The 19,434-nt window shown below is 62.2% G+C and carries 18 protein-coding genes and 1 tRNA gene; 7 read left to right on the top strand and 12 right to left on the bottom strand.

The features are described from left to right. Positions 1-1,708: 1,708 nt before the first annotated feature. The gene (locus OA2633_RS05830; RefSeq protein ID WP_040612498.1) at positions 1,709-2,767 is read left to right on the top strand and encodes a tyrosine-type recombinase/integrase; all 1,059 of its coding nucleotides are present in this window, start codon (positions 1,709-1,711) and stop codon (positions 2,765-2,767) included. Positions 2,768-2,841: 74 nt separating this feature from the next. Here OA2633_RS05830 and OA2633_RS05835 read toward each other — a convergent pair. Then, positions 2,842-2,918, bottom strand: a tRNA-Ile gene (locus OA2633_RS05835). A gap of 178 nt (positions 2,919-3,096) precedes the next feature. On the opposite strand from OA2633_RS05835, the gene OA2633_RS05840 reads away from it, so the two are divergent. After that, on the top strand, positions 3,097-3,819 hold the full coding sequence (locus tag OA2633_RS05840; protein ID WP_009801575.1) for an SIMPL domain-containing protein: 723 nt from the start codon (positions 3,097-3,099) through the stop codon (positions 3,817-3,819). Here the strand turns inward: OA2633_RS05840 and OA2633_RS05845 are convergent, their stop codons facing one another. From OA2633_RS05845 to OA2633_RS05860, 4 genes are all read right to left on the bottom strand, one after another. Next, positions 3,820-4,668 carry a TIGR01459 family HAD-type hydrolase gene (locus tag OA2633_RS05845; protein ID WP_009801576.1) on the bottom strand — a complete coding sequence of 283 codons (849 nt, stop codon included), beginning with the start codon at positions 4,666-4,668 and terminating at the stop codon, positions 3,820-3,822. Positions 4,669-4,729: 61 nt separating this feature from the next. Further along, complete coding sequence (locus OA2633_RS05850) at positions 4,730-5,050, bottom strand: hypothetical protein (protein WP_009801577.1); 321 nt, start codon at positions 5,048-5,050, stop codon at positions 4,730-4,732. 60 nt (positions 5,051-5,110) lie between these two features. Continuing rightward, entirely contained in the window at positions 5,111-6,331 is a 1,221-nt protein-coding gene (locus OA2633_RS05855) for an EAL domain-containing protein (RefSeq protein WP_241760695.1), read from the bottom strand. Between the two features lie 220 nt (positions 6,332-6,551). Beyond that, positions 6,552-7,205 (bottom strand): OmpA family protein, encoded by a 654-nt coding sequence (locus OA2633_RS05860; RefSeq protein WP_009801579.1) that lies wholly within the window; start codon positions 7,203-7,205, stop codon positions 6,552-6,554. Positions 7,206-7,496: 291 nt separating this feature from the next. On the opposite strand from OA2633_RS05860, the gene groES reads away from it, so the two are divergent. Both groES and groL read left to right on the top strand, forming a co-directional pair. After that, positions 7,497-7,784 (top strand): co-chaperone GroES, encoded by a 288-nt coding sequence (gene groES, locus OA2633_RS05865; protein WP_009801580.1) that lies wholly within the window; start codon positions 7,497-7,499, stop codon positions 7,782-7,784. Between the two features lie 53 nt (positions 7,785-7,837). Next, positions 7,838-9,478 carry a chaperonin GroEL gene (groL, locus tag OA2633_RS05870; protein WP_009801581.1) on the top strand — a complete coding sequence of 547 codons (1,641 nt, stop codon included), beginning with the start codon at positions 7,838-7,840 and terminating at the stop codon, positions 9,476-9,478. Positions 9,479-9,547: 69 nt separating this feature from the next. Here the strand turns inward: groL and OA2633_RS05875 are convergent, their stop codons facing one another. Beyond that, the gene (locus OA2633_RS05875; protein WP_009801582.1) at positions 9,548-10,048 is read right to left on the bottom strand and encodes a hypothetical protein; all 501 of its coding nucleotides are present in this window, start codon (positions 10,046-10,048) and stop codon (positions 9,548-9,550) included. Between the two features lie 147 nt (positions 10,049-10,195). Next, on the bottom strand, positions 10,196-10,447 hold the full coding sequence (locus OA2633_RS05880; RefSeq protein ID WP_009801583.1) for a hypothetical protein: 252 nt from the start codon (positions 10,445-10,447) through the stop codon (positions 10,196-10,198). Between the two features lie 237 nt (positions 10,448-10,684). On the opposite strand from OA2633_RS05880, the gene OA2633_RS05885 reads away from it, so the two are divergent. After that, the gene (locus tag OA2633_RS05885; protein WP_009801584.1) at positions 10,685-11,254 is read left to right on the top strand and encodes an acyloxyacyl hydrolase; all 570 of its coding nucleotides are present in this window, start codon (positions 10,685-10,687) and stop codon (positions 11,252-11,254) included. 18 nt (positions 11,255-11,272) lie between these two features. Here OA2633_RS05885 and OA2633_RS05890 read toward each other — a convergent pair whose 3' ends face one another. Further along, positions 11,273-12,352, bottom strand: coding sequence for a glycoside hydrolase family 3 N-terminal domain-containing protein (locus OA2633_RS05890; protein WP_009801585.1), 1,080 nt, complete (start codon positions 12,350-12,352; stop codon positions 11,273-11,275). 148 nt (positions 12,353-12,500) lie between these two features. On the opposite strand from OA2633_RS05890, the gene OA2633_RS05895 reads away from it, so the two are divergent. Then, positions 12,501-13,541, top strand: a complete 1,041-nt coding sequence (locus tag OA2633_RS05895; protein ID WP_009801586.1) for a hypothetical protein — start codon at positions 12,501-12,503, stop codon at positions 13,539-13,541. A gap of 215 nt (positions 13,542-13,756) precedes the next feature. Here OA2633_RS05895 and hisS read toward each other — a convergent pair whose 3' ends face one another. Then, on the bottom strand, positions 13,757-15,250 hold the full coding sequence (gene hisS, locus OA2633_RS05900) for a histidine--tRNA ligase (RefSeq protein WP_009801587.1): 1,494 nt from the start codon (positions 15,248-15,250) through the stop codon (positions 13,757-13,759). Positions 15,251-15,369: 119 nt separating this feature from the next. Here hisS and OA2633_RS05905 point away from each other — a divergent pair, with 119 nt between their 5' ends. Further along, positions 15,370-15,834 (top strand): hypothetical protein, encoded by a 465-nt coding sequence (locus OA2633_RS05905; RefSeq protein ID WP_156776143.1) that lies wholly within the window; start codon positions 15,370-15,372, stop codon positions 15,832-15,834. Here the strand turns inward: OA2633_RS05905 and OA2633_RS05910 are convergent. From OA2633_RS05910 to OA2633_RS05920, 3 genes are all read right to left on the bottom strand, one after another. Then, positions 15,828-16,466: a redoxin domain-containing protein gene (locus tag OA2633_RS05910; RefSeq protein ID WP_009801589.1), complete on the bottom strand. Its 639-nt coding sequence runs from the start codon at positions 16,464-16,466 to the stop codon at positions 15,828-15,830. The two genes, OA2633_RS05905 and OA2633_RS05910, sit on opposite strands and share 7 nt — an antisense overlap. A gap of 38 nt (positions 16,467-16,504) precedes the next feature. Further along, positions 16,505-18,619 carry a protein-disulfide reductase DsbD gene (locus tag OA2633_RS05915; RefSeq protein ID WP_009801590.1) on the bottom strand — a complete coding sequence of 705 codons (2,115 nt, stop codon included), beginning with the start codon at positions 18,617-18,619 and terminating at the stop codon, positions 16,505-16,507. 176 nt (positions 18,620-18,795) lie between these two features. Beyond that, positions 18,796-19,434, bottom strand: a 639-nt coding sequence (locus OA2633_RS05920; protein WP_009801591.1) for a SapC family protein, incomplete at its 5' end; no start/stop codon positions are given.

Consider the following 19,434-nt stretch of genomic DNA (forward strand, 5'->3'; position numbering starts at 1 on the left):
GCACGGCGTTATAGTGCTTGCGCCATGCTCGATCGGGACCTTGTCTTCCTGCAGATAATTGAAGAGCTCCACATCCAGCAGCTCATCTTAGAGCTTGCCTTTGAAGCTCTTGCCCCAGCCCCCTGATTTCCGGCCACAAGATTGAGTAGTCCCAGTCTCAACCATGAGCAAATAGCTTCGCTTTGCGCCGCCTTTCGAAGCGGTTCATCCTTCTAGGGAAGAGCGAAGTCAGATAATCTCTCTCAGTACATGCCAACATAAAGGAAGCCCTTTCTGCCTCGTTGCGTTACGGAAAGGGATTCATTGGCATCTATTCGGATTTTTAAAGCCGCATCCTAGACGTCTTTCGAAATGCCCAGGAGTGCGCGAATAGCCCCTGAATTGAGATAATTGAGGGGACGAGGATGCCCCCTTTCTGCGAGCCGCTCTGCAGCCGCAGTCAATACCTTTAGCGCATCACCAGAAAGCTGGTCCCTCCCAGACAGCAAAACCGCGAGCAGGAGGAAACTCATGTCGCGGTCCAGTTGCTCGACTGCGCCAAGCACATCGAGGTCAGGATCGAGATAGGCCTTTTGGAGCGCAGCTGTGACGGCTTCAGAACGGCTCTGAAAACGCTTACTCGCGACGTCTGAATCTATGAGATCCAGAAGCTCGGACGGTAGGTAGACGCGGATCTGAAGCCGGTCACCTCGGTTTGGGTATGTCACTGTACCACCTATTCAGATGGTCAGTGGAGAGCTGCGTGAACACTATCCGGGACTGAAGGCCCAAAGTCCAGCTATAGTTCAGCAAAGGCAGAGACAAGACAGCCTTGTCTCACACATGAGGCGCTTGCCTCACAGATGAGGCGCACACAGACCTTTGAAATATATGAACATTCCATTTTTCGTCAAAAACAAGATTTTCGCGAATTCCATCAGTTCCGCGCACGAAGGGCGCGGATAATCGCACAAATTCAATTACTTATGCATTCTCGAAAGAGAATGCGCGCGCAGTGCATACTGTGTGTACCAAAACCGCCCCTGCGAGGCAGAGACGGCCACTCCTTCGAAGCCCCGGATTGAAGGGAGATTGAAGTTGACTTCACCCCATGAACAAGGACCGCTCTCAGAGCCTTTCGCGGATATCACTCGAACGTTTGAGTTCGAATATGAGCAGCCAGCTTGCTCGCAATGAGCGCCCAATCAGCAGGGCAGATATCGCTCCAGATTTTAGAAGCGAGCTTTCAATCAGATTTCCAGTCACTTGATTCAAACTGCTTTTTCTCTGAAAAAATTTTTGTAAAATTTGTCTTAATTTCACTTATCGAATTTCGATGAAACCATGTCATGGGGTGTCATGGTTCAGTTCATACATATTTAACCGTAGAGCATAAGGCATTGATTTTATTAAAATGCACCGCCAGTCCGATTTTGCATTATGCGCCTACGCACCCCCTGGAGGCACTCTAGACTTCAGAGAAAATATCTCAAACACTGTATTCGCGCCCGATTGCAATCCCAGAAGAAGAGGTCTGTGGAGAGACGAATGAGCAGGAAGCCCAACTTCACAAAAGGCGAAATTGAGCGTGTTTTGGCTGCTGGTCAGAAAATCGGCATGACCTCACCTGTACCCGTACTCATGCGGTATCCAGATGGCAGATGTGAACTAACCGTGCGACCAGGGGATAAAGAGGAGGCGTTATCGCCGAACGAATGGGACCGGTTCCTTGACCTCGATTAATCTCAAATATGTCTCCTCATTCAAAGACCGCCATGGAAAGCGGCGCTGGCGGTTTCGTCGGAAAGGGTATCGCACTCGGTATTTGCCGGGGCTCCCCGGTTCCGAAGAGTTTATGGCGGCTTACGCACAGGCTCTCGCCAACACGCCTTTGGAAACCGACCTCGCCAAGTCTACTGCGCGCAAGGGAACGATCGACAGGCTGATCGAGGATTACTATCACTCCAGTGCCTTCGATACGCTCGAAACGAGCACTCAGCGCACCTATCGATCCAGTCTTGAACCCTTTCGGAACACTTACGGCCACATGCCCGTCAGGACGGTTCAAACACGCCATCTGGAGCGCATCCTGTTTGACCTTCGAGAGAAACCGACCGCTGCCAACAAGCTGCTTAAAAGACTCAAGACGATCTTTGATCTGGCCGTTCGGCAAGAGATCCGTCACGACAATCCAGCCAAACCCATCAAGGCCCGAAAAGTTGACAGCGATGGCTTCCATGCCTGGACTGAGGCGGAAATTGAGGCTTTCAAAACCGCATACCCGAGTGGCTCAAAGCCGAGGCTGGCTCTCGCGCTGCTCCTGTGCACCGGGCAACGTGGTAGCGATGTTGCCCGCATGGGGCCTCAGGACATCGTCGATATTCAGGGCGGGAGTCGAGCGATCCGTGTGAAGCAACAGAAGACGAAAACCCCACTGTTGATCCCCATCCTGCCAGAACTAGCCGTTGAGCTTGCCGCGAGAAACGGCAAACACATGGTTTTCCTCACGACTGAATACGGCAAAGCTTTCTCGGTGAAGGGCTTTCAACAATGGTTCGCCGAACGAGCCAAGGCGGCTACTGGAAACCCCAAATGCACTGCGCATGGGCTGCGTAAGGCATGTGCCTACAGGCTCGCAGAGGCAGGAGCGACGGTGCACATGATCCAATCCATTACCGGACACAAAACGCTTGCAGAAGTCGCGCGATACACGGCTGGCCGGGATCAGTTCAAGCTAGCTTCTGCTGCCCAGGCACTATTGATGAAGTCGGACGAAACCGGAACATAAATGGCTAACCTCCCTCCAAGGTTAGCCACAGAACCCGGCTAAAACATTGATCTTAAATGAAACTTTCAAATGAATGGTGGGCCCGGAGGGACTCGAACCCCCAACCAAGCGGTTATGAGCCGCCGGCTCTAACCAATTGAGCTACAGGCCCGCTGAAAAATCAGCTTGGATGTTTGATAGCGCGTGAGGCGAACTTGGCAAAGCGGGGATGACGGCGAAGCGCAGCTGAACATCCGTTCAGGGAACGGCCATGAAAGAACCGCGTTTCGGTCATGAGCCTGTCGCCTGACAACGCTCATATTGATTAAACACAGACTGGGAGAGCTATTATGATCCGCACAGCATTTCTGACCGTCGCCCTGTTGGGCTCCACTGTCCTGCCGGCACAAGCGCTGGCGCAGACCGGCCCCTCCGAACAACAGATCGCGCAACTGAACCTGTCCGCCACGGGCGAGGTTCGCATCAGTCCTGACCAGGCGCAGGTGTCTGCAGGCGTGGTGACGGAAGCGCAGTCCGCTGCGCAGGCCCTGCGCGCCAACTCCCAGCGCATGCAGGCGGTCTTCGCCGCCCTGGAAGAAGCCGGTGTTGACGCGCGGGACATCCAGACCAGCCAGCTCAATGTGAGCCCGATCTATTCGCAGGTGTCATCCCGCGATGGCGGCACGCGCCAGATCACCGGCTATAGCGCCCAGAACACCGTGACAGCGCTGGTTCGCGGCGTGGACAGTGTCGGGCCAGCTATCGACGCCCTGTTCGAGGCCGGCGCCAACTCGCTCAATGGCGTCACCTTTTCAAGCTCCGAGGCCGATGAGGCCGAGGCCGAAGCGCGTCGTCGCGCCGTGGCCGAGCTTTACGAAACCCGCGATCTTTACGCGGAAGCCGGCGGCTTCACCGTGACGCGCCTTCTGAACTTCTCTGAAAGCGGCGGCTATGCGCCCCAGCCGGTGATGTTCTCGCGCGCCATGGCCATGGAAGACAGCGCCACTCCGGTGTCCGGCGGCGAGCTTGTCGTGTCGATTACGGTCAACGGCGCCTGGGAAATCGAGGGCTGATCACCAGACCAGCTTCGGCGCGACATGACGCGCATCAAGGCCGTCCTCCTTCAGGAGGGCGGCCGCTTTGTCCGCATCGAAGGCATCCCCGAACTGTTCGGCCAGAATGCCGCCCGCAATGAAGAGCGCGTCCACGCCTTCCGCCTGGGCGCCCTTGATATCGGTGACCGGGCCGTCGCCGATGGCGAGAATGCGGGACTTGTCCACGACTTCGCCGCGGAGGCGCTCGATCTCGCGATACGCGAGGTCGTAGATGGGCGGATGGGGCTTGCCCGCCATGACGACATTGCCGCCCAGCGCCGCATACTTCTCCGCCAGCGCGCCTGCGCAATACCGAAGCCCGTCGCCGAACTGGACGACAATGTCAGGATTGGCGCAGATCATGTCGAGCCGGCGCAATTTCGCTTCCGTCAACAGGTCGACATAGTCCTCCGGCGTCTCCTGTGACCAGTCAAACAGGCCCGTACAGGAGATGAAGGCGGCGTCTTCAAGCCTGGCGAAGTCGAGCCCCGTATCACGATAGAGCGCATCATCCGTGTCAGGACCCAGCTTGAATGCGGGTCCGGGCGCACGGGTTTTCAAGAGGGCATGGGTCCCCTCGCCCGAGCTGACCGCGCCATCCCACACATCATCACCGGCGCCCATCTGATGCAGGAAGTTTTCCAGCGAGGACGCCCGCCGCGGCGAGTTGGAGACGAGGATCACGGTCCCGCCCTGAGCGCGATACTGGCGCAAGGCGTCGAGCGCTTCAGGCAGAAGGTCGGAACCGTCCCGGATGACGCCCCAGACATCACACAGAATGGCGTCGTAATCGGCGGCGAGGTCGGAGAGATAGGGGAATTGGGTCATGGCCGTGGACTAGGTGAGCCCCGCCAGAGCGTCAAATGAAACTTGGAGCCGGCCTGACGCCCTAGGCCTGGCCGAACAGTCCCAGGACGATTGCATAGCGAAGCGCCAAGGCCATGACGCCCAGGCTGCTGACTGACGTCGAAACAAAGACCCGTGACCGCCAGTGCGCCGGTGACGACAGACCGCCTCTGAAATGAAGCGTGTTGCCGATCTGCAAGAAGGCGAACACCACCAAAGCGGCCACGAAGGCGACGGGCACGAAGGTTCCCGGCAGAAGCACCGCGACAACCAGCATCAGCGCGCCAAAGCCCAGATGGGCAGCGCGCAACCAGACAGGCAGTTGATGGCCTGGAGTGTCCGGGTTGGTGTCTTGCATCGCCATGGATCATCCTCCGGCGTTGCGCGATCAGTGATTGACCCTAACAGGGCAGGCTTTTCCCGATCAACCCGCCGCGCGGCGCAGCTTGTTGTCCGCCTCGCTCAGCACTTCATCGCGCACCGGACGCGGCGCGCCGAAGAGATGGCCCTGGGCGTACGCCACATCGAGATCAAGCACCTCGACGACTGTGCTTTCGGACTCGATCTTCTCGGCCACCAGATCCACGCCATAGCGGGCGAAAAGCCCCGCCACGTCTTCGGGGCGCAGGGCGCCGGGCTCCCGGCCAGCGATCGGTTCGGCGCCGTGGGCGGCGGCGATCAGGCGGTCGCCCGCCACCTTGATGAAACGCACGCCGGCGCGTTGCAGCTCGGCGAGGTCGATATTGAGATCGTTGACCTGATCGATGGAGAATCGGAAGCCGAAATCCGCCAGCCGCGCCATGTTGCGCGCCGCCGTGGCGGAACGGTTCTCGAACTGGGCGCGCGGCATCTCGAAGATCAGCGCGCCGGCCAGATCGGAATTGCGCCGCAGGAAATCGAGGAAGGCCGGGAAGAAATCTTCATCCGCCAGCGAGCGGATCGAGACATTGCAGAACACGCCGACGCGGCGATCGGACTTGGTCAGGCGACGCACGATCTGCACGCAGCGCAGCAGCAAGAGATTGTCCACATCGGTGATCAGACCCGCATCTTCCGCCGCCGCAAGGAACTTGCCCGGCGCAATGACCTGGCCATTCTCGTCCCGGATGCGGGTATAGCCCTCATAGAAATAGGTCCGCCGCTGGGGCAGGCCGACAACCGGCTGCAGATACAGATCCACCCGATTGTCATCGAGCGCCCGGCGCACCAGATCCGCAGCGTCCGGAGCCTGGGCCTCAAGCGGCGCGCCGCGACCGCCGTCAAGCCGGGCCAGGATTTCTGCGACCAAGCGCTCATCCGCGCCATGGGCGTCCGCGCCCGCATTGAGCGGCTGATTGAGTTCCAGCGCAGAAGCCGGTTCCGCAGGCTGGGCGGGATTGCCGACGGAGGCGCTTTCGGCCAGGGCCTCGATCCGGTCCTGTGCGCTGCTCAGCTCATCCAGCATGGTCAGGTTTGCGGCCTTGAGCTGGTGGATCTCGTCCTCAAAGACCTTGCGCTCTTCGGCGCGGGCGACCGAGGCGTGGACCTGTCCGCCGATGAGAAAGACCAGCGCGCCCATCATCCAGGCCAGCTCGGCCGACATCAGCCCGAAACGATCGAACGCGAGCGCGGCGACGATGGCGACCATCGCATAGGTTAGGATCACCAATATGTCGCTTGCGCGCGGCATCGTCGCTCCTGAATGTCGCCACTTCGGCCACTTCGGCCTAAGCGCAGCGAATCACACTCATTTCGGCGATACTAAGCTGCGTTAACGGGGCTTGTCAGAACGTTAACGCTGTGAGCCGTGGACAAACGGAAAAAACAAAGGCGCGCCCGCACATGCGGACGCGCCCTCGGTTAACCGCGGTCTCCCGCCTCGCAGCTTACGAGGTGTGCGGGGCGATCTTGATCTCGACCCGACGGTTGGCCGCGCGGCCGGAGTCGGTGTCGTTGGAGGCGATCGGCTGGCTTTCGCCCATGCCGGCCACATAGAGACGGTCACGCATGACGCCGCGCGCGATCAGCTCGGCGGCGACAGAGCTGGCGCGACGCTCTGACAGGGTCTGGTTGTAGCTGGCGTCGCCCACGCTGTCCGCGTGGCCGATCACGTCCACATAGGTGGCCGGATAGGTCATCAGCACGTCCGCCACATCGTTGAGGACCGGGCCGAAGCGCTGGTCGATCTGTGCGGAATTGGTGGCGAAGGTCACATCGCCCGGCATCACCAGATACAGGTCATTGCCGACGCGGCGCACGGTCACGCCCGAACCGCGCAGACGTTCGCGGAAGGCGTTTTCCTGGCGGTCCATATAGTTGCCGACGCCGCCGCCCGCGAGGGCGCCCACGCCCGCGCCAATCAGCGCGTTGCGGCGGTCATCGCCGCCCGCCAGCGTGCCCAGAAGCGCGCCGGCCGCAGCGCCGGCGAGGATGCCGGTGCCGGTGTTGTTGCGGGTCACATTGCCGTACTGGTCAGTGGTGGTGCACGCCGCAGCAAGGCCCAGCGCCATGACAGCGGCGATCAAAGAACGAAACATCATATTCTCTCCCGTAAGCGTCCCCTAAAACGCAGACTTAATCTGAAAGTTCCGCGTCTAGATAGCTCTATCTTAACAAGTATGCGCGACGGGCGCATGAACCCAGTCTGAACCGGCTCCGAAGAAGCTGAAAATATGGGCGGAAAAATGTCGCCCGGAGCCCTTGACGGTTCCTCGCCAGCCTCTTACCTCCGCGGCTGTTAGCAGCCAGGGCAGGAGAGTGCTAACGCTCCTCTCCCGGCTCGCTCAAACAGTTCTTCACACGAGCCAAAGCTCAAAAACGGAGTACCGGCAATGAACTTTCGTCCTCTCCAGGACCGCGTTGTGGTGAAGCGCGTCGAGGAAGAATCCAAGACCGCTGGCGGCATCATCATTCCCGACACCGCCAAGGAAAAACCGCAAGAAGGTGAAGTCGTGGCTGTGGGCCCGGGCGCCCGTGACGACAAGGGCGAGCTGATCGCCATGGACGTCAAGGTCGGCGACCGCATCCTGTTCGGCAAATGGTCCGGCACCGAGATCACTCTGGAAGGTCAGGATCTGCTGATCATGAAAGAGTCCGACATTCTGGGCGTGGTCGGCTAAGCGCCGCCCTTCCGCTCAAAGACTGACATCTACTCAATAGATAGGGACGAACAATGGCTGCCAAAGACGTTAAGTTCGGCGCTTCCGCCCGCGAAAAAATGCTCAAGGGCGTGGATATCCTCGCCGACGCCGTGAAAGTCACCCTGGGCCCGAAAGGCCGCAATGTGGTGATCGAGAAATCCTTCGGCGCTCCGCGCACCACCAAGGACGGCGTGTCCGTGGCGAAGGAAATCGAGCTTGAAGACAAGTTCGAGAACATGGGCGCCCAGATGGTGCGCGAAGTCGCTTCCCGCACCAATGACGAAGCGGGCGACGGCACCACCACCGCCACCGTGCTGGCCCAGGCCATCGTGCGCGAAGGCATGAAGTCCGTCGCCGCCGGCATGAACCCGATGGACCTCAAGCGCGGCATCGACAAGGCCGTGGCTCTGGTCATCGAACAGCTGAAATCCACCGCGACCCCGATCAAGGGCTCGTCTGAAGTGGCGCAAGTCGGCACCATCTCCGCAAACGGCGAAAAAGAAATTGGCGAGATGATCGCCAACGCCATGGAGAAAGTCGGCAATGAAGGCGTGATCACCGTCGAGGAAGCCAAGTCTCTGGCGACCGAGCTCGACGTCGTGGAAGGCATGCAGTTCGACCGCGGCTACCTGTCGCCGTACTTCGTGACCGATTCCGAGAAAATGATCGCGGATCTGGAAGACCCCTACATCCTGCTGTTCGAGAAGAAACTCTCTTCCCTGCAGCCGATGCTTCCGGTTCTTGAAGCCGTGGTCCAGTCCAACCGTCCGCTGCTGATCATTGCTGAAGACGTTGAAGGCGAAGCGCTGGCGACCCTCGTGGTCAACAAGCTGCGCGGCGGCCTGAAAATCGCAGCTGTGAAAGCCCCGGGCTTCGGTGACCGCCGCAAGGCCATGCTGGAGGACATCGCTGTCCTGACCGGCGGCCAGGTCGTGTCCGAGGATCTCGGCATCAAGCTCGAGAACGTCACCCTCGACATGCTGGGCACCGCCAAGAAGGTCTCCATCACCAAAGACGACACCACCATTGTGGACGGCGCCGGTGAGAAAGAAGCCATCGAAGGCCGCGTGAACCAGATCCGCCGTCAGATCGAGGACACCTCCTCTGATTACGACAAGGAGAAACTGCAAGAGCGTCTGGCGAAACTCGCCGGCGGCGTTGCGGTCATCAAGGTCGGCGGCGCTTCGGAAATCGAAGTGAAAGAGCGCAAGGACCGCGTTGACGACGCCCTGAACGCCACCCGCGCTGCGGTGGAAGAAGGCATCGTTCCTGGCGGCGGCATTGCACTGCTGAAAGCCACCAAGGCGCTCGACGGCGTGACCGGCGACAACGAAGATCAGAACCAGGGCATCGCCATCGTGGCGCGCGCCCTGCAGGCTCCGATCCGTCAGATCGTCGAAAACGCGGGCAGCGAAGGCTCCATCGTGGTGGGCAAGGTGCTCGAGAACAAAGACCCGAACTTCGGCTACAACGCCCAGACCGGCGAATACGAAGACCTGGTGAAATCCGGCGTCATCGACCCGGTGAAGGTCTCCCGCATCGCTCTGCAGGACGCGGCCTCCGTCGCTTCCCTGCTGATCACCACCGAAGCGGCGATTGCTGAAAAGCCCAAGAAAGACGGCGGCGCTCCGGCGGCTCCGGACATGGGCGGCATGGGCGGCATGGGCTTCTAGGCTCAGCCACCAGGCTTACACATGGAAAGGGCGGCTCGATCGAGCCGCCCTTTTTGTTTGACGCTGTCGCTAGAGCGACGCGACGACCCGCGTCGACAGGGAGACCGGCTCGTCGCTCCGCCCCTCAGCCATTGCCGAGACTGCGGGGCCCGTCGCTGGCGCGATCGGGGCCACCTCGAACAGTGACACCATTGCCCCCTCCGACGGCGCCTCAGCGGACACGATCGGCCCGCTCACAGGAGCATCGGAGAGCACCTCAATGGCCACCGGGGTCAGGATGAGAGCCGCCGCAACGGCGCCGCCGCCAGTAACGCCAGTGGTCAGGATCATACGCAGGGATTCAATCATGGTCAGAAGACTCCTTCGAAGCCGCTGAGCGGCTTTCTGTTTTGCACGCGCTCTCAAGTGAGCGGTGATGAAACCGCGAAGGACCCCGCTGACGGTTTCATTATCCTCATGACACTGGGCCACAAAGGCTTGCTTGAGTTCGTCAGACAGCCGCAAATCGATCACGGCAGTCTTCTTGGGGGAGCGAGGCCGGTCTTGTTTCATCACGGTGAGCCATTCCAATCAGATTTCGCCCTCAAGCTACTGAAACCGTGCCTGCACACACGTTATTTTGTGTCCATACACGCAATTGGACGCACATGACCTGAGCGAGCTCATGAAAAAGGGCGGCCCGGGGACCGCCCTTCCTGCATTGCCATCAAGGATGGGTTACGCGTCGCAACGACGGGTGTAGAGCTTGTCGCCGTCCACAGGCTTGGCGGACAGAGCGCCAATGCACGCGGCATATTCTTCCTGGACGCAGTTGTAATAGGCGAGACGGTCATCGCTGTGCAGCGCGAGGCAATAGGCCCGGGCCTCCACCATGCACGGATCGAATGGTGAGGATTGTGCGCTGGCGATCGAGGCGGATGAGACCGCCATCAGTGCGGCCGCGCTGGCGGTGACGAATGCTTTTGTCATGGTTGAGGTCTCCCTTGATAGTGACCCTGAAGGCCACGGACGGGTCGGGCGGATACGTTCATCGCCGACGCGGGAAGCGTGCCAAACATTTCCCCTGAAACGCGAGTCATAATCGGATTTCCGGCCCCGTCTCCAGCTTACATCCGTGGATCCCCGCCCGCGATAAAGGCTTATGTGACTGGTCAAACGTGCAGGCTGGCGTTATTCCGGATTCATCAAGTCTTGGGGGTTCACACCATGGTTCGTTTCGTCGCCGCGCTTGTCGCGCTTTCTCTCACGGGCGCCGCCAACGCGCAGAGCCCCGGTTACGGTATCGAAGAGATCCGGCTCGGCGTTGCGGCGCATGACCTGACTGACCACACCGAGGACGGCCCTCAGATCGTGGGCGACCTTCTGTTCGCAAGCCCTGACTTCCTGGAGCCGATCTGGTCTCCGCGCCCGTTCCTGTCCGCCAGCATCAGCACCCAGGGCTACACCAACCTGGTCACCGCAGGTCTGGCCTGGGATTACGGCTTCACCGACCGTCTGAGCGGCGAATTCTCCTTCGGGCTGAGCTATAATGACGGCGTGCTGGAGGTTTATCCCGACCGCGATGGCCCGGTGGAGGCCCAGCGCATCAAGGACACCCGCGCCCTTCTGGGATCAGACTGGCTGTTCCGCACCGGCTTTGCCCTCGATTACGCCCTGAATGATCAATGGTCCGCGGGCGTGTTCTATGAACACCACTCCCACGGCCAGATTCTCGGCAGCGGCCGCAATCAGGGTCTCGACGAGCTGGGTCTGCGGATGAGCTATCGCTTCCGCTAGCTTCTCGAACGGGCGGGGTCAGCCCCGCCCGACGCGCGTTTTGAGCGTCTGGATGTGGTTATTGGCGTCATAAAGCCGCTCAAGGCTCAGACGGCCGTCATCCAGCGCCGCCCCGACCCAGTCCACGGCGCGACGCGGAAGGTCCGGATCCGCATCCGCCGAATTCGAGATCAGCAGGAGATCATTGCCGGCTGCCAGGGCCTGCACGATCGCCTGCTCCCGGGAATACTGGTTCCGGATCGCCCCCATATCGAGATCATCGGTGATCACCGCGCCCTGATAGCCCATCTGGTCGCGCAGCAAGCCTTGCAGGATCGGTTCTGAGAGCGTGACGGGCTTGCCCGTCGGATCGAGCCGCCGGTTGATCAGATGACCGCCCATGATCAGGTGCGCCTTGTCCTGATCGATCAGGCGCGCAAAGGGCGCAGCCTCGATCTCGTCCCAGGTCTGGGTGATGTCGACAAAGCCGTCATGACTGTCGCCTTCGCTACGCCCATGACCGGGGAAGTGCTTGATGGCGCAGGCCACGCCTTCCGCTTCCATGGCGTCGATGAAGGCGCCGCAATAGGCGGCGACCGTCTCGGGATCATCGCCGAAGGCGCGCGCCCAGCGATCAATCACCTGATTGCCCTCATGCTGCAGGTCCGCCACCGGAGCCAGGTTCATGGAGAACCCGCTTTGGGCCAGCTCCTGCGCGGCCTGGGCAAAAACCGGACGCGCATTCTCAAGCCCCATATCGAGAAGCTGTTCAGCCGTCGGGATGTCGGTAAAGCCCATCTCGTCGGTCAGGCGCTGGACGAAACCGCCTTCCTGATCAATGGCCAGCCAGGCGTTGGGCGCCGCGGCGCGGAAGCGTCGGGCCAGTCCCAGAACCCCCTCCCGCGTGCGGGCGTTGTGACGCAGGAACAGGACGCCGCCAATGCGTCCCTCGGCCAGATCGCGCTCGATCCGGTCCGCGCCTTCAGCATCGGGCGTGCTGCCCAGGAAACCGAGGATCAGGCTTTCGCCCACCAGCTGGTCCAGTGTCACTGTTCCCGCAAAAGCCGGGGTCGCCCCCAACGCCGCCAGGCCCGCCAGTACGCCACGTCGTGAAATCATTGCTGTTCCGCCTCGTCCCTCAAAAGTCTTGCTAGTGCGGGTCAGCACGCGTGTCCAGTTGCATACCAATATGACGAAAACTTAAGTCTGTGGACGCACAGCCGTAAGGCGACCGGCCACACAGTGGGCGTAACAGGGAGGACACCTCATGAGACACTGGATTGCGACCGCTGCTGCGGTCACCGCCGCGCCACTGCTGGTCGCCTGCGCTTCCGCTGGAGCCGCCCAGAGCGAGTTTGCAGATTCCGATGACCGTCACCGCAATGTTCTCATTGTGAATGGCGAGCGGATCGTCGTTCAGGATGGCGCGCACGCCATTCATATCATCGAGGACGCGCTGGAGGATGGCGAAAGCGCCTCGCTCTCGCTCGATTTCGATTTCGACGCCCATAGCTGGTCCGAGGAAGACCTCGCCCAGTTCGAGGCCGAGATGGAAGAGCTCGGAGAATCGCTGGGAGCCATGTTCGCCGGCGGCTCGGATCTCCAGATCGCCGTTGACCGCCTGAACCTCAATGAAGACGCGCTTCAGGCCCGCATAGAAGTGATTGTCGAGCAGAGCGAACGCCGCGCCGAGCGGGCCGAGCGCCTGGCCGAACGTTCGGCGGAGCGCGCCGAGCGTGATGCGGAACGGATGGCCCGTCAAGCGGAGCGGCAAGCCCGTCGCGCCGAGGCGCGCGCCGTAGAGATCGAACGTCGCGCACATCATGCAGCTTTGCGCGCGGAGGAGACCGAGCGTCATGCGCTCTCGATCTCCATCAATGCAGACTCCATTGCTCAGGCTGGGCTCATGGCGGCTGAAACCGGGCTGGAGTCTGGCCTCGCCGCCATCGAGCGCACGCTGGAGCGCGGCTGGAAGACTGAAGACGGCGAACGCGTCCCGCTGACCCGGCAGGACCGTGAAGAGCTGAATGAGGCGCGTGAGGAGCTTGAAGACAGCCTTCGCGAGCTGCGTGAAGAACGCGCGGACTGGCATGAAGAGCATCGCGCACGCGCGCCGCACCCGCGCAATGACAACCACGATCGCCAGGTGCGCATGATCGAGCGAGATGGCGAAACCCGGGTCTGGGTCAATGGACGCGAACTGACGGGCGCTGAGAAGGAAACCTGGCTTGAGGCCTGGCGCAGTTCCGAACAGGCTCAGGAGCTTGAAGGCGGACCGGCCGCACCGCCCACCCCGCCGCGTCGCTAACCGGCGAACATGCACCACAGAAAAAAAGCCCGGCGTCGAAAGGCGCCGGGCTTAAAGATTCTGGTTGGTCGATAAAGAGACGTCTCCTCCCCAGAGACACCACTTAAGAGACAAGACGGTCAGGCCCTGTCTGATCAAACGTTGGCCTAACCGTCATAGGAACGTCAAGCCCCTAGAGTCAGGCGATGTTTCGCTTTGCTGCAATTTCGCCACATTCAGGCGCCAGCCAGCCGGTCCTTGATCGCGCTCACGATCTGGTCGCGTGCGACCGTGAACTGGGCGGGCTGATCCTCCCGCCATGTCTTGTTGTCGGAGATTTCCGCCGCCAGCCGCGCGCCCAGTTTCAGGTCCTTGATCTGGGCTTCGCCCTTTTCGCGTTCCTCCGAACCGATGATGACGGCGAACTCGGCTTCGCGACGGTCGGCGTATTTGAGCTGCTTGCCCATATTGCCGCCGCCAATGAAGGCTTCGGCGCGCAGGCCCGACGCCCGCAGCTCGGCCGCCAGGGCGAAATAGTCCGCCATGCGGTCCTTCTCGGCGGCCACGATGATCACCAGCGGGTCGGCCTTGGCCGCATCCAGACGCTTGAGCGCCGAAAGGGCTGCTGCAAAGCGGCTGACGCCAAAGGAGAAACCGGTCGCGGGCACGGCCTGGCCCGTGAAGCGGCTCACGAGATCGTCATAGCGACCGCCGCCGCCCACAGAGCCGAAGCGGATGGGCGAGCCGTCCTCATAGGTCGCTTCCGCCAGCAGCTCAGCTTCGAAGACCGGCCCGGTATAATAGCCCAGCCCGCGCACCACGGACGTATCCAGCGTCCAGTTGTCGGACTTGCCCAGCGCGTCCAGCACGGACGTGATGGTTTCAAGATCGGCCACCGCCAGCTTGCCGGCGTCCGTGTCGCCCAGCGCATCGGTCAGGCGCTTGAGGACTTCAGCATTGCGCGCGGCGCCCGTCAGCGCATCGCCCACCTGGCCAGCCTCGATGAACTTCAGCACATGGCGGCGTTGATCCGCCTCAAGCCCCGCGCCTTCGGTGAAATCGCCGCTTTCATCCTTGCGGCCCTCGCCCAGAAGCAATTCGACGCCCTCAAGGCCCAGACGATCCATCTTGTCGATGGCGCGCAGCACTCGCAGGCGCTTCTCGGACGCCGCATCGCCCAGACGCTCCAGAACGCCGTCGAGCAGGCGGCGGTCATTGACGCGGATGACGAACTCGTCCCCGCCCAGCCCCACCGCGCCCATGACTTCGCTGGCAAGCGCGATCATCTCGGCGTCCGCCGCCGGTCCCGGCGCGCCGACGCTGTCGGCGTCGCACTGGACGAACTGGCGGAACCGGCCCGGCCCGGGCTTCTCATTGCGCCAGACTTCACCGAACTGATAGCGGCGGAAGGGTTTGGCGAGATCCTGGAAATTCTCGGCGGCGAAACGGGCAAGCGGCGCCGTCAGGTCATAGCGCAGCGCCATCCATTGCTCGTCATCATCCTGCATGGCGAAGACGCCCTCATTGGGACGTTCTTCATCGGGCAGAAACTTGCCCAGCGCATCGGCATACTCAAAGGCCGGAGTTTCGAGCGGCTCGAAACCCCAGCGCTCATACACGGCGCTCGCCGCGCCCACGAGCGCGCGCTCGGCGCGCAGCACATGCGCGGAGCGATCCTCAAAACCGCGGGGACGACGGGCTTTGGGACGGAACGCCTTGGTCTTGGCCATGAGGATGCTCGCTCAGATTAAAAGTATCGAAGGGCCTGCGAAGTAGCCTTGCCGGACGCAAGGATCAAGCGGCGCCGGGTTTGCAGGGCGCTCTAAGCACACAAAACCGGATGTCGTCCATGTTCGCTCACACGCTTGTCACCATCGTCAGCGCCGCCAGCCTGCAGGCCGCAACGCCCGACCTTTCCGCTGATCTGGTCGCGTTATCCCAGCGGCTTCACATGGAAGCGCAAGCCCGGGCGCAGGACATGGCGCGAAGCCCGGCTGCCCCGGTCGAGGCCTTGCCGCCGCAAGACAGCTTCCTGATCGATCTCAGTGAGTTCGCGCTGGAAGCCCACCGCCTCTCCCGCGCCGTGGACGACAGCGGCGGGCCGATGGATTTGCGCTGCATCTTCCGCGGCATGAGCGAGGACGCCGAACATCGCGCCGCCCTTCTGTCAGAGCTCGCAACGCGCGCCGATCACGCACGCGTCTATCAGGAGGTCGCCCGGCTGACCGGACAGGCGGCCGAGATCGCCGCCACGCCTGATGCGCAGGCGGCGGCGCTCAGCATCTCCTGCCCTGCCGAAACCGACGCTCAGTAAGCGTATTTGACGTTACAGCCATACGGCTGGGTCTGGGCCGGGTCGGGCGTCTCGCCCGCGCTCACCGCCGCGAGCGCCATGGAGACATAATCGGTCGGTTCCGGATCGCCCGGACGCGGGCGCGGTTGATCGTCGATCCCGCCTTGATACTGCAGCACGCCCTCGGCATCGATGACATACATGTGCGGCGTGGTGCGGGCGTCATAGAGACGGCCCAGATCACCGGACGGATCCAGCACCACATGGGTCGGGCTCGCGCCGCGCTCCACATTCAGCGACAGCGCTTCCTCGGCCTCGACATGGCCCTGCTCGCCGGGCGCGGAAGAGATCACCTGCACCCAGACCACATCGTCTTCGGCGGCGCTCGCCTGCAAGGATTGCATGTGCTCGGAGCCATAATGGCGTTGCACATAGGGACAGCCATGATTGGTCCATTCCAGGACAATTGTCCGCCCGGCAAGGCTCTCAAGCGACAGCGACTCTCCGGTCGCGGTTTGAACGGAAAAGGCCGGCGCGGCTTCACCGGTCACCACATCGGCGCGCGCTTCAAGCGTGAAGGCGGAGGTCGTCAGGGCCGCGGCGGCGACCAGACCGAGCGCCTGTCCCAGGCTGCGGCGTGAAATCATCTTCATATGCGTCACTCCCCTTTGTTCAGACCTTCAAGGTCGCTCTAGTTTACGGCGTCATTGACCGCCCGGATCACGATGCCGCTTGTCAGCAGGGGCGGCAGGACTTCAGGGTCGCCGCTTTCCGGCGGATAGACAAGATACAGGGGAACGCCGGCTGCGCCATGACGGGCCAGAGCGTCCGCGATGACAGGATCGCGATTGGTGAAGTCCGCGCGAAACAGCGCCACATCCTGTTGGGCGAACAGATCCCTGACCCGGCTGTCTGACAGCGTGCCCAGCTTGTTCACCTGGCAGGAGACACACCAGGCGGCGGTAAAGTCCACAAAGACGGGACGGCCTGCAGCCTGCGCCTCGGCGACGGCGCTCTCGCTCCACTGCGCCCATTCGCTCTGCCCTGAAACGGTGCGGGTCACCGGCTCCAGACGCGCGGTCACCGACAGCGCCCCCAGCGTCAGAAGCACGCCCGCCAGCACCGTAATCCGCCCCATCGGACCGCCCAGACGCAGCGCCCAGACCGTGAAGCTCGACGCCAGCAGGGCCAGCATCAGCCACAGGACGCCATCCGAGCCCAGCTGGGCGGACAGCACCCAGACCAGCCAGATCGCGGTGGCGAACATCGGAAAGGCGAGGATTTCCCGAAACCGCGTCATCCAGGCCCCCGGCCGGGGCAGGAGGTTCAGAAGCCCGGGCACGAAGCTCACCAGAACAAAGGGGAAGGCCAGCCCCACGCCCAGGAACACGAAGATGGTCAAAGACGCGAGCGCCGGCTGCGTGAGCGCGAAGGCCAGAGCGCCGGTCATGAAGGGCGCGAGACAGGGCGCGGCCACGAACACCGCCAGCACGCCGGTCAGAAAGGCGCCGCGACGCCCGCTATCCTTCACGCCAGAGCCCACGGACTGCAGCGATGTTCCGATCTCGAACACGCCCAGGAAGTTCAGACCGATCAGGAACATCAGGGTTGCGAGGCCCGCCACGACCAGCGGCGCCTGAAGCTGCATGCCCCACAGGGCCGGCAGCCCGGCGACGCGCAGGACCAGCAGCAAGCCGCCAAGCACGAGGAAAGTCCCCACCACGCCGGCCGCGAACACGAGACCCAGCGCCCGCGCCTCACCGCGCTCGGCCCCGCGCTTTTCAACCAGAGTCAGCGCCTTCATGGAGAGGACCGGGAAGACGCAGGGCATCAGATTGAGGATCAGCCCGCCCAGCAGCGCCAGTCCGGCGGCTTGCAGGAAACCGATGGACTGCGGCTCCGGCGCGCGCAACGCGCCCTGTCCGCTGACGCCCGCCACAGATGAGGACGACGCCGCCAGTTCATTGACCCTGAGACCCTCTCGTGCGGTGAACTCGACCGCCTCCTCGCTCCACTCATTGCCGCGACGCGCCGTATACACGAGGACGCCGGTCCGCGCCTGATCGACGCCATTCCGGCTGAGATACCCCGCAGCCACATCCAGGCGCAGATTTTCCCCCTCATGGGTCACGGACTGGTCCGCCGCATGATCAATCACGCCGGAGTCGTGCGGATAGAAAGTCACGTCAGACAGTGACGCGCCGTCAAAGCGCGGATCGCTGAGCGTCAGGACGAGGCCATCGCTATCCCCTTCCAGGCCGGCGCGCATATCCGGCGCCCTGTCAGGGGCCTGCTCGAGCGCCTGGTTGATGAGCGCCTGTCCCGCGCGATCCACCGTGCTGGCGCCCACATCAAGCGTGAGGGTCAGCTCGGCTTCCTCGGGAATGCAGATGTCCTCACAGACAAGCCAGGTCGCGAAGGCGTTGATGGTGAGCGGACCCTCAGCGGCGTTGTCCGGCGCCGTCACCGGAACAGGCAGCGTCACCTCGGCGGAATAGCCGTAATTGGTCAGCGGTCCGAGATCATAGCTGTGCGGCGCCGGCCAGATCATCTCGCCCGTGCGCCAACCGTCCGGAAGGGACAACTCCAACCGGGTCGGTTCGCCGGAATCCCCCGGATTGCGCCAATAGGTGTGCCAGCCTGGCGTGATCTGCTGATGCAGCGCCAGATGAAAGGTGTCTCCCGGCGCCACGGATGTGCGGTCTGACACCAGCGCAGCATCGACCATGGGCTCGGTGGAGCCGAACTGGGCGACAGCCGGGGCGCTGACGACCAGCATCAGGAACAGGGCAAGCAATCGGGTCACGTCTCGGGCTCCTTGGCAGGCGCGTCGGACCGGTTCTCGGTCCGTACGGTGCTGATATAGCCTCTTCACGCCAACAGACGAAACCGCTCTGACGGGCTTGTGATGCCTGAACCGCAAGCAAAGAAAAACCGGCCGGGGACATCCCGGCCGGTTTCACAAGATCGCTTTCGCAACGCCTAGGCTTCAGGCGCAGCCGGCGGCGGCGGCGCGCCGACGCTGAGCGGGCGCGCGCTGGCGCGGGCGATGAGGTTCTCCCACTGAGCCAGCGACAGCATGTGCGCGTAGATGGCGCCCAGATAGGTGTTGTCGCGCAGGCTTGCGAGCGTTTCCGGCTTCAGAGCCCGCAGCTTTTCGGAGGACACGCCCCAATAGCTGGCGATGACCTGCGGCTCTCCCTGGGCTTCGCCCTGGGCGTTGCGCGGCTGGAAGGTCGCCTGTTGCTGATCGAACAGGTCCAGTTCGGTCAGACGCTTGACGAATTCTTCGGTCAGCTTCACGTCGGATTCAAAGCGACGCACAAAGTCGATCGCGCGGTTGGTGAACTCGGTCGGCTCGCCCTTGTCATTGAAGAAGGGCTGCTCGGGATTGTCCGAATACAGGTGCGAACCGGTGTCGATGCAGACCGTGAAGCGATCGCTGTCCGGGCCATGATTGGCGGCCACGAAGGGATAGCGGCGCACGAAGGCCGGCAGATAGGCATACGGCTCGTATTCGCCGGTTTCGGCGTTCACGAACAGGTTGTTGCCCGCCTGAAGGCCCATGGCGGCGACCGGGGTCTTGTTCTCGCCCAGGAAGATGATCGGGAAGCGCGAACC

Origin of the sequence: Oceanicaulis sp. HTCC2633 (assembly GCF_000152745.1) — a bacterium.
GTDB lineage: Bacteria > Pseudomonadota > Alphaproteobacteria > Caulobacterales > Maricaulaceae > Oceanicaulis.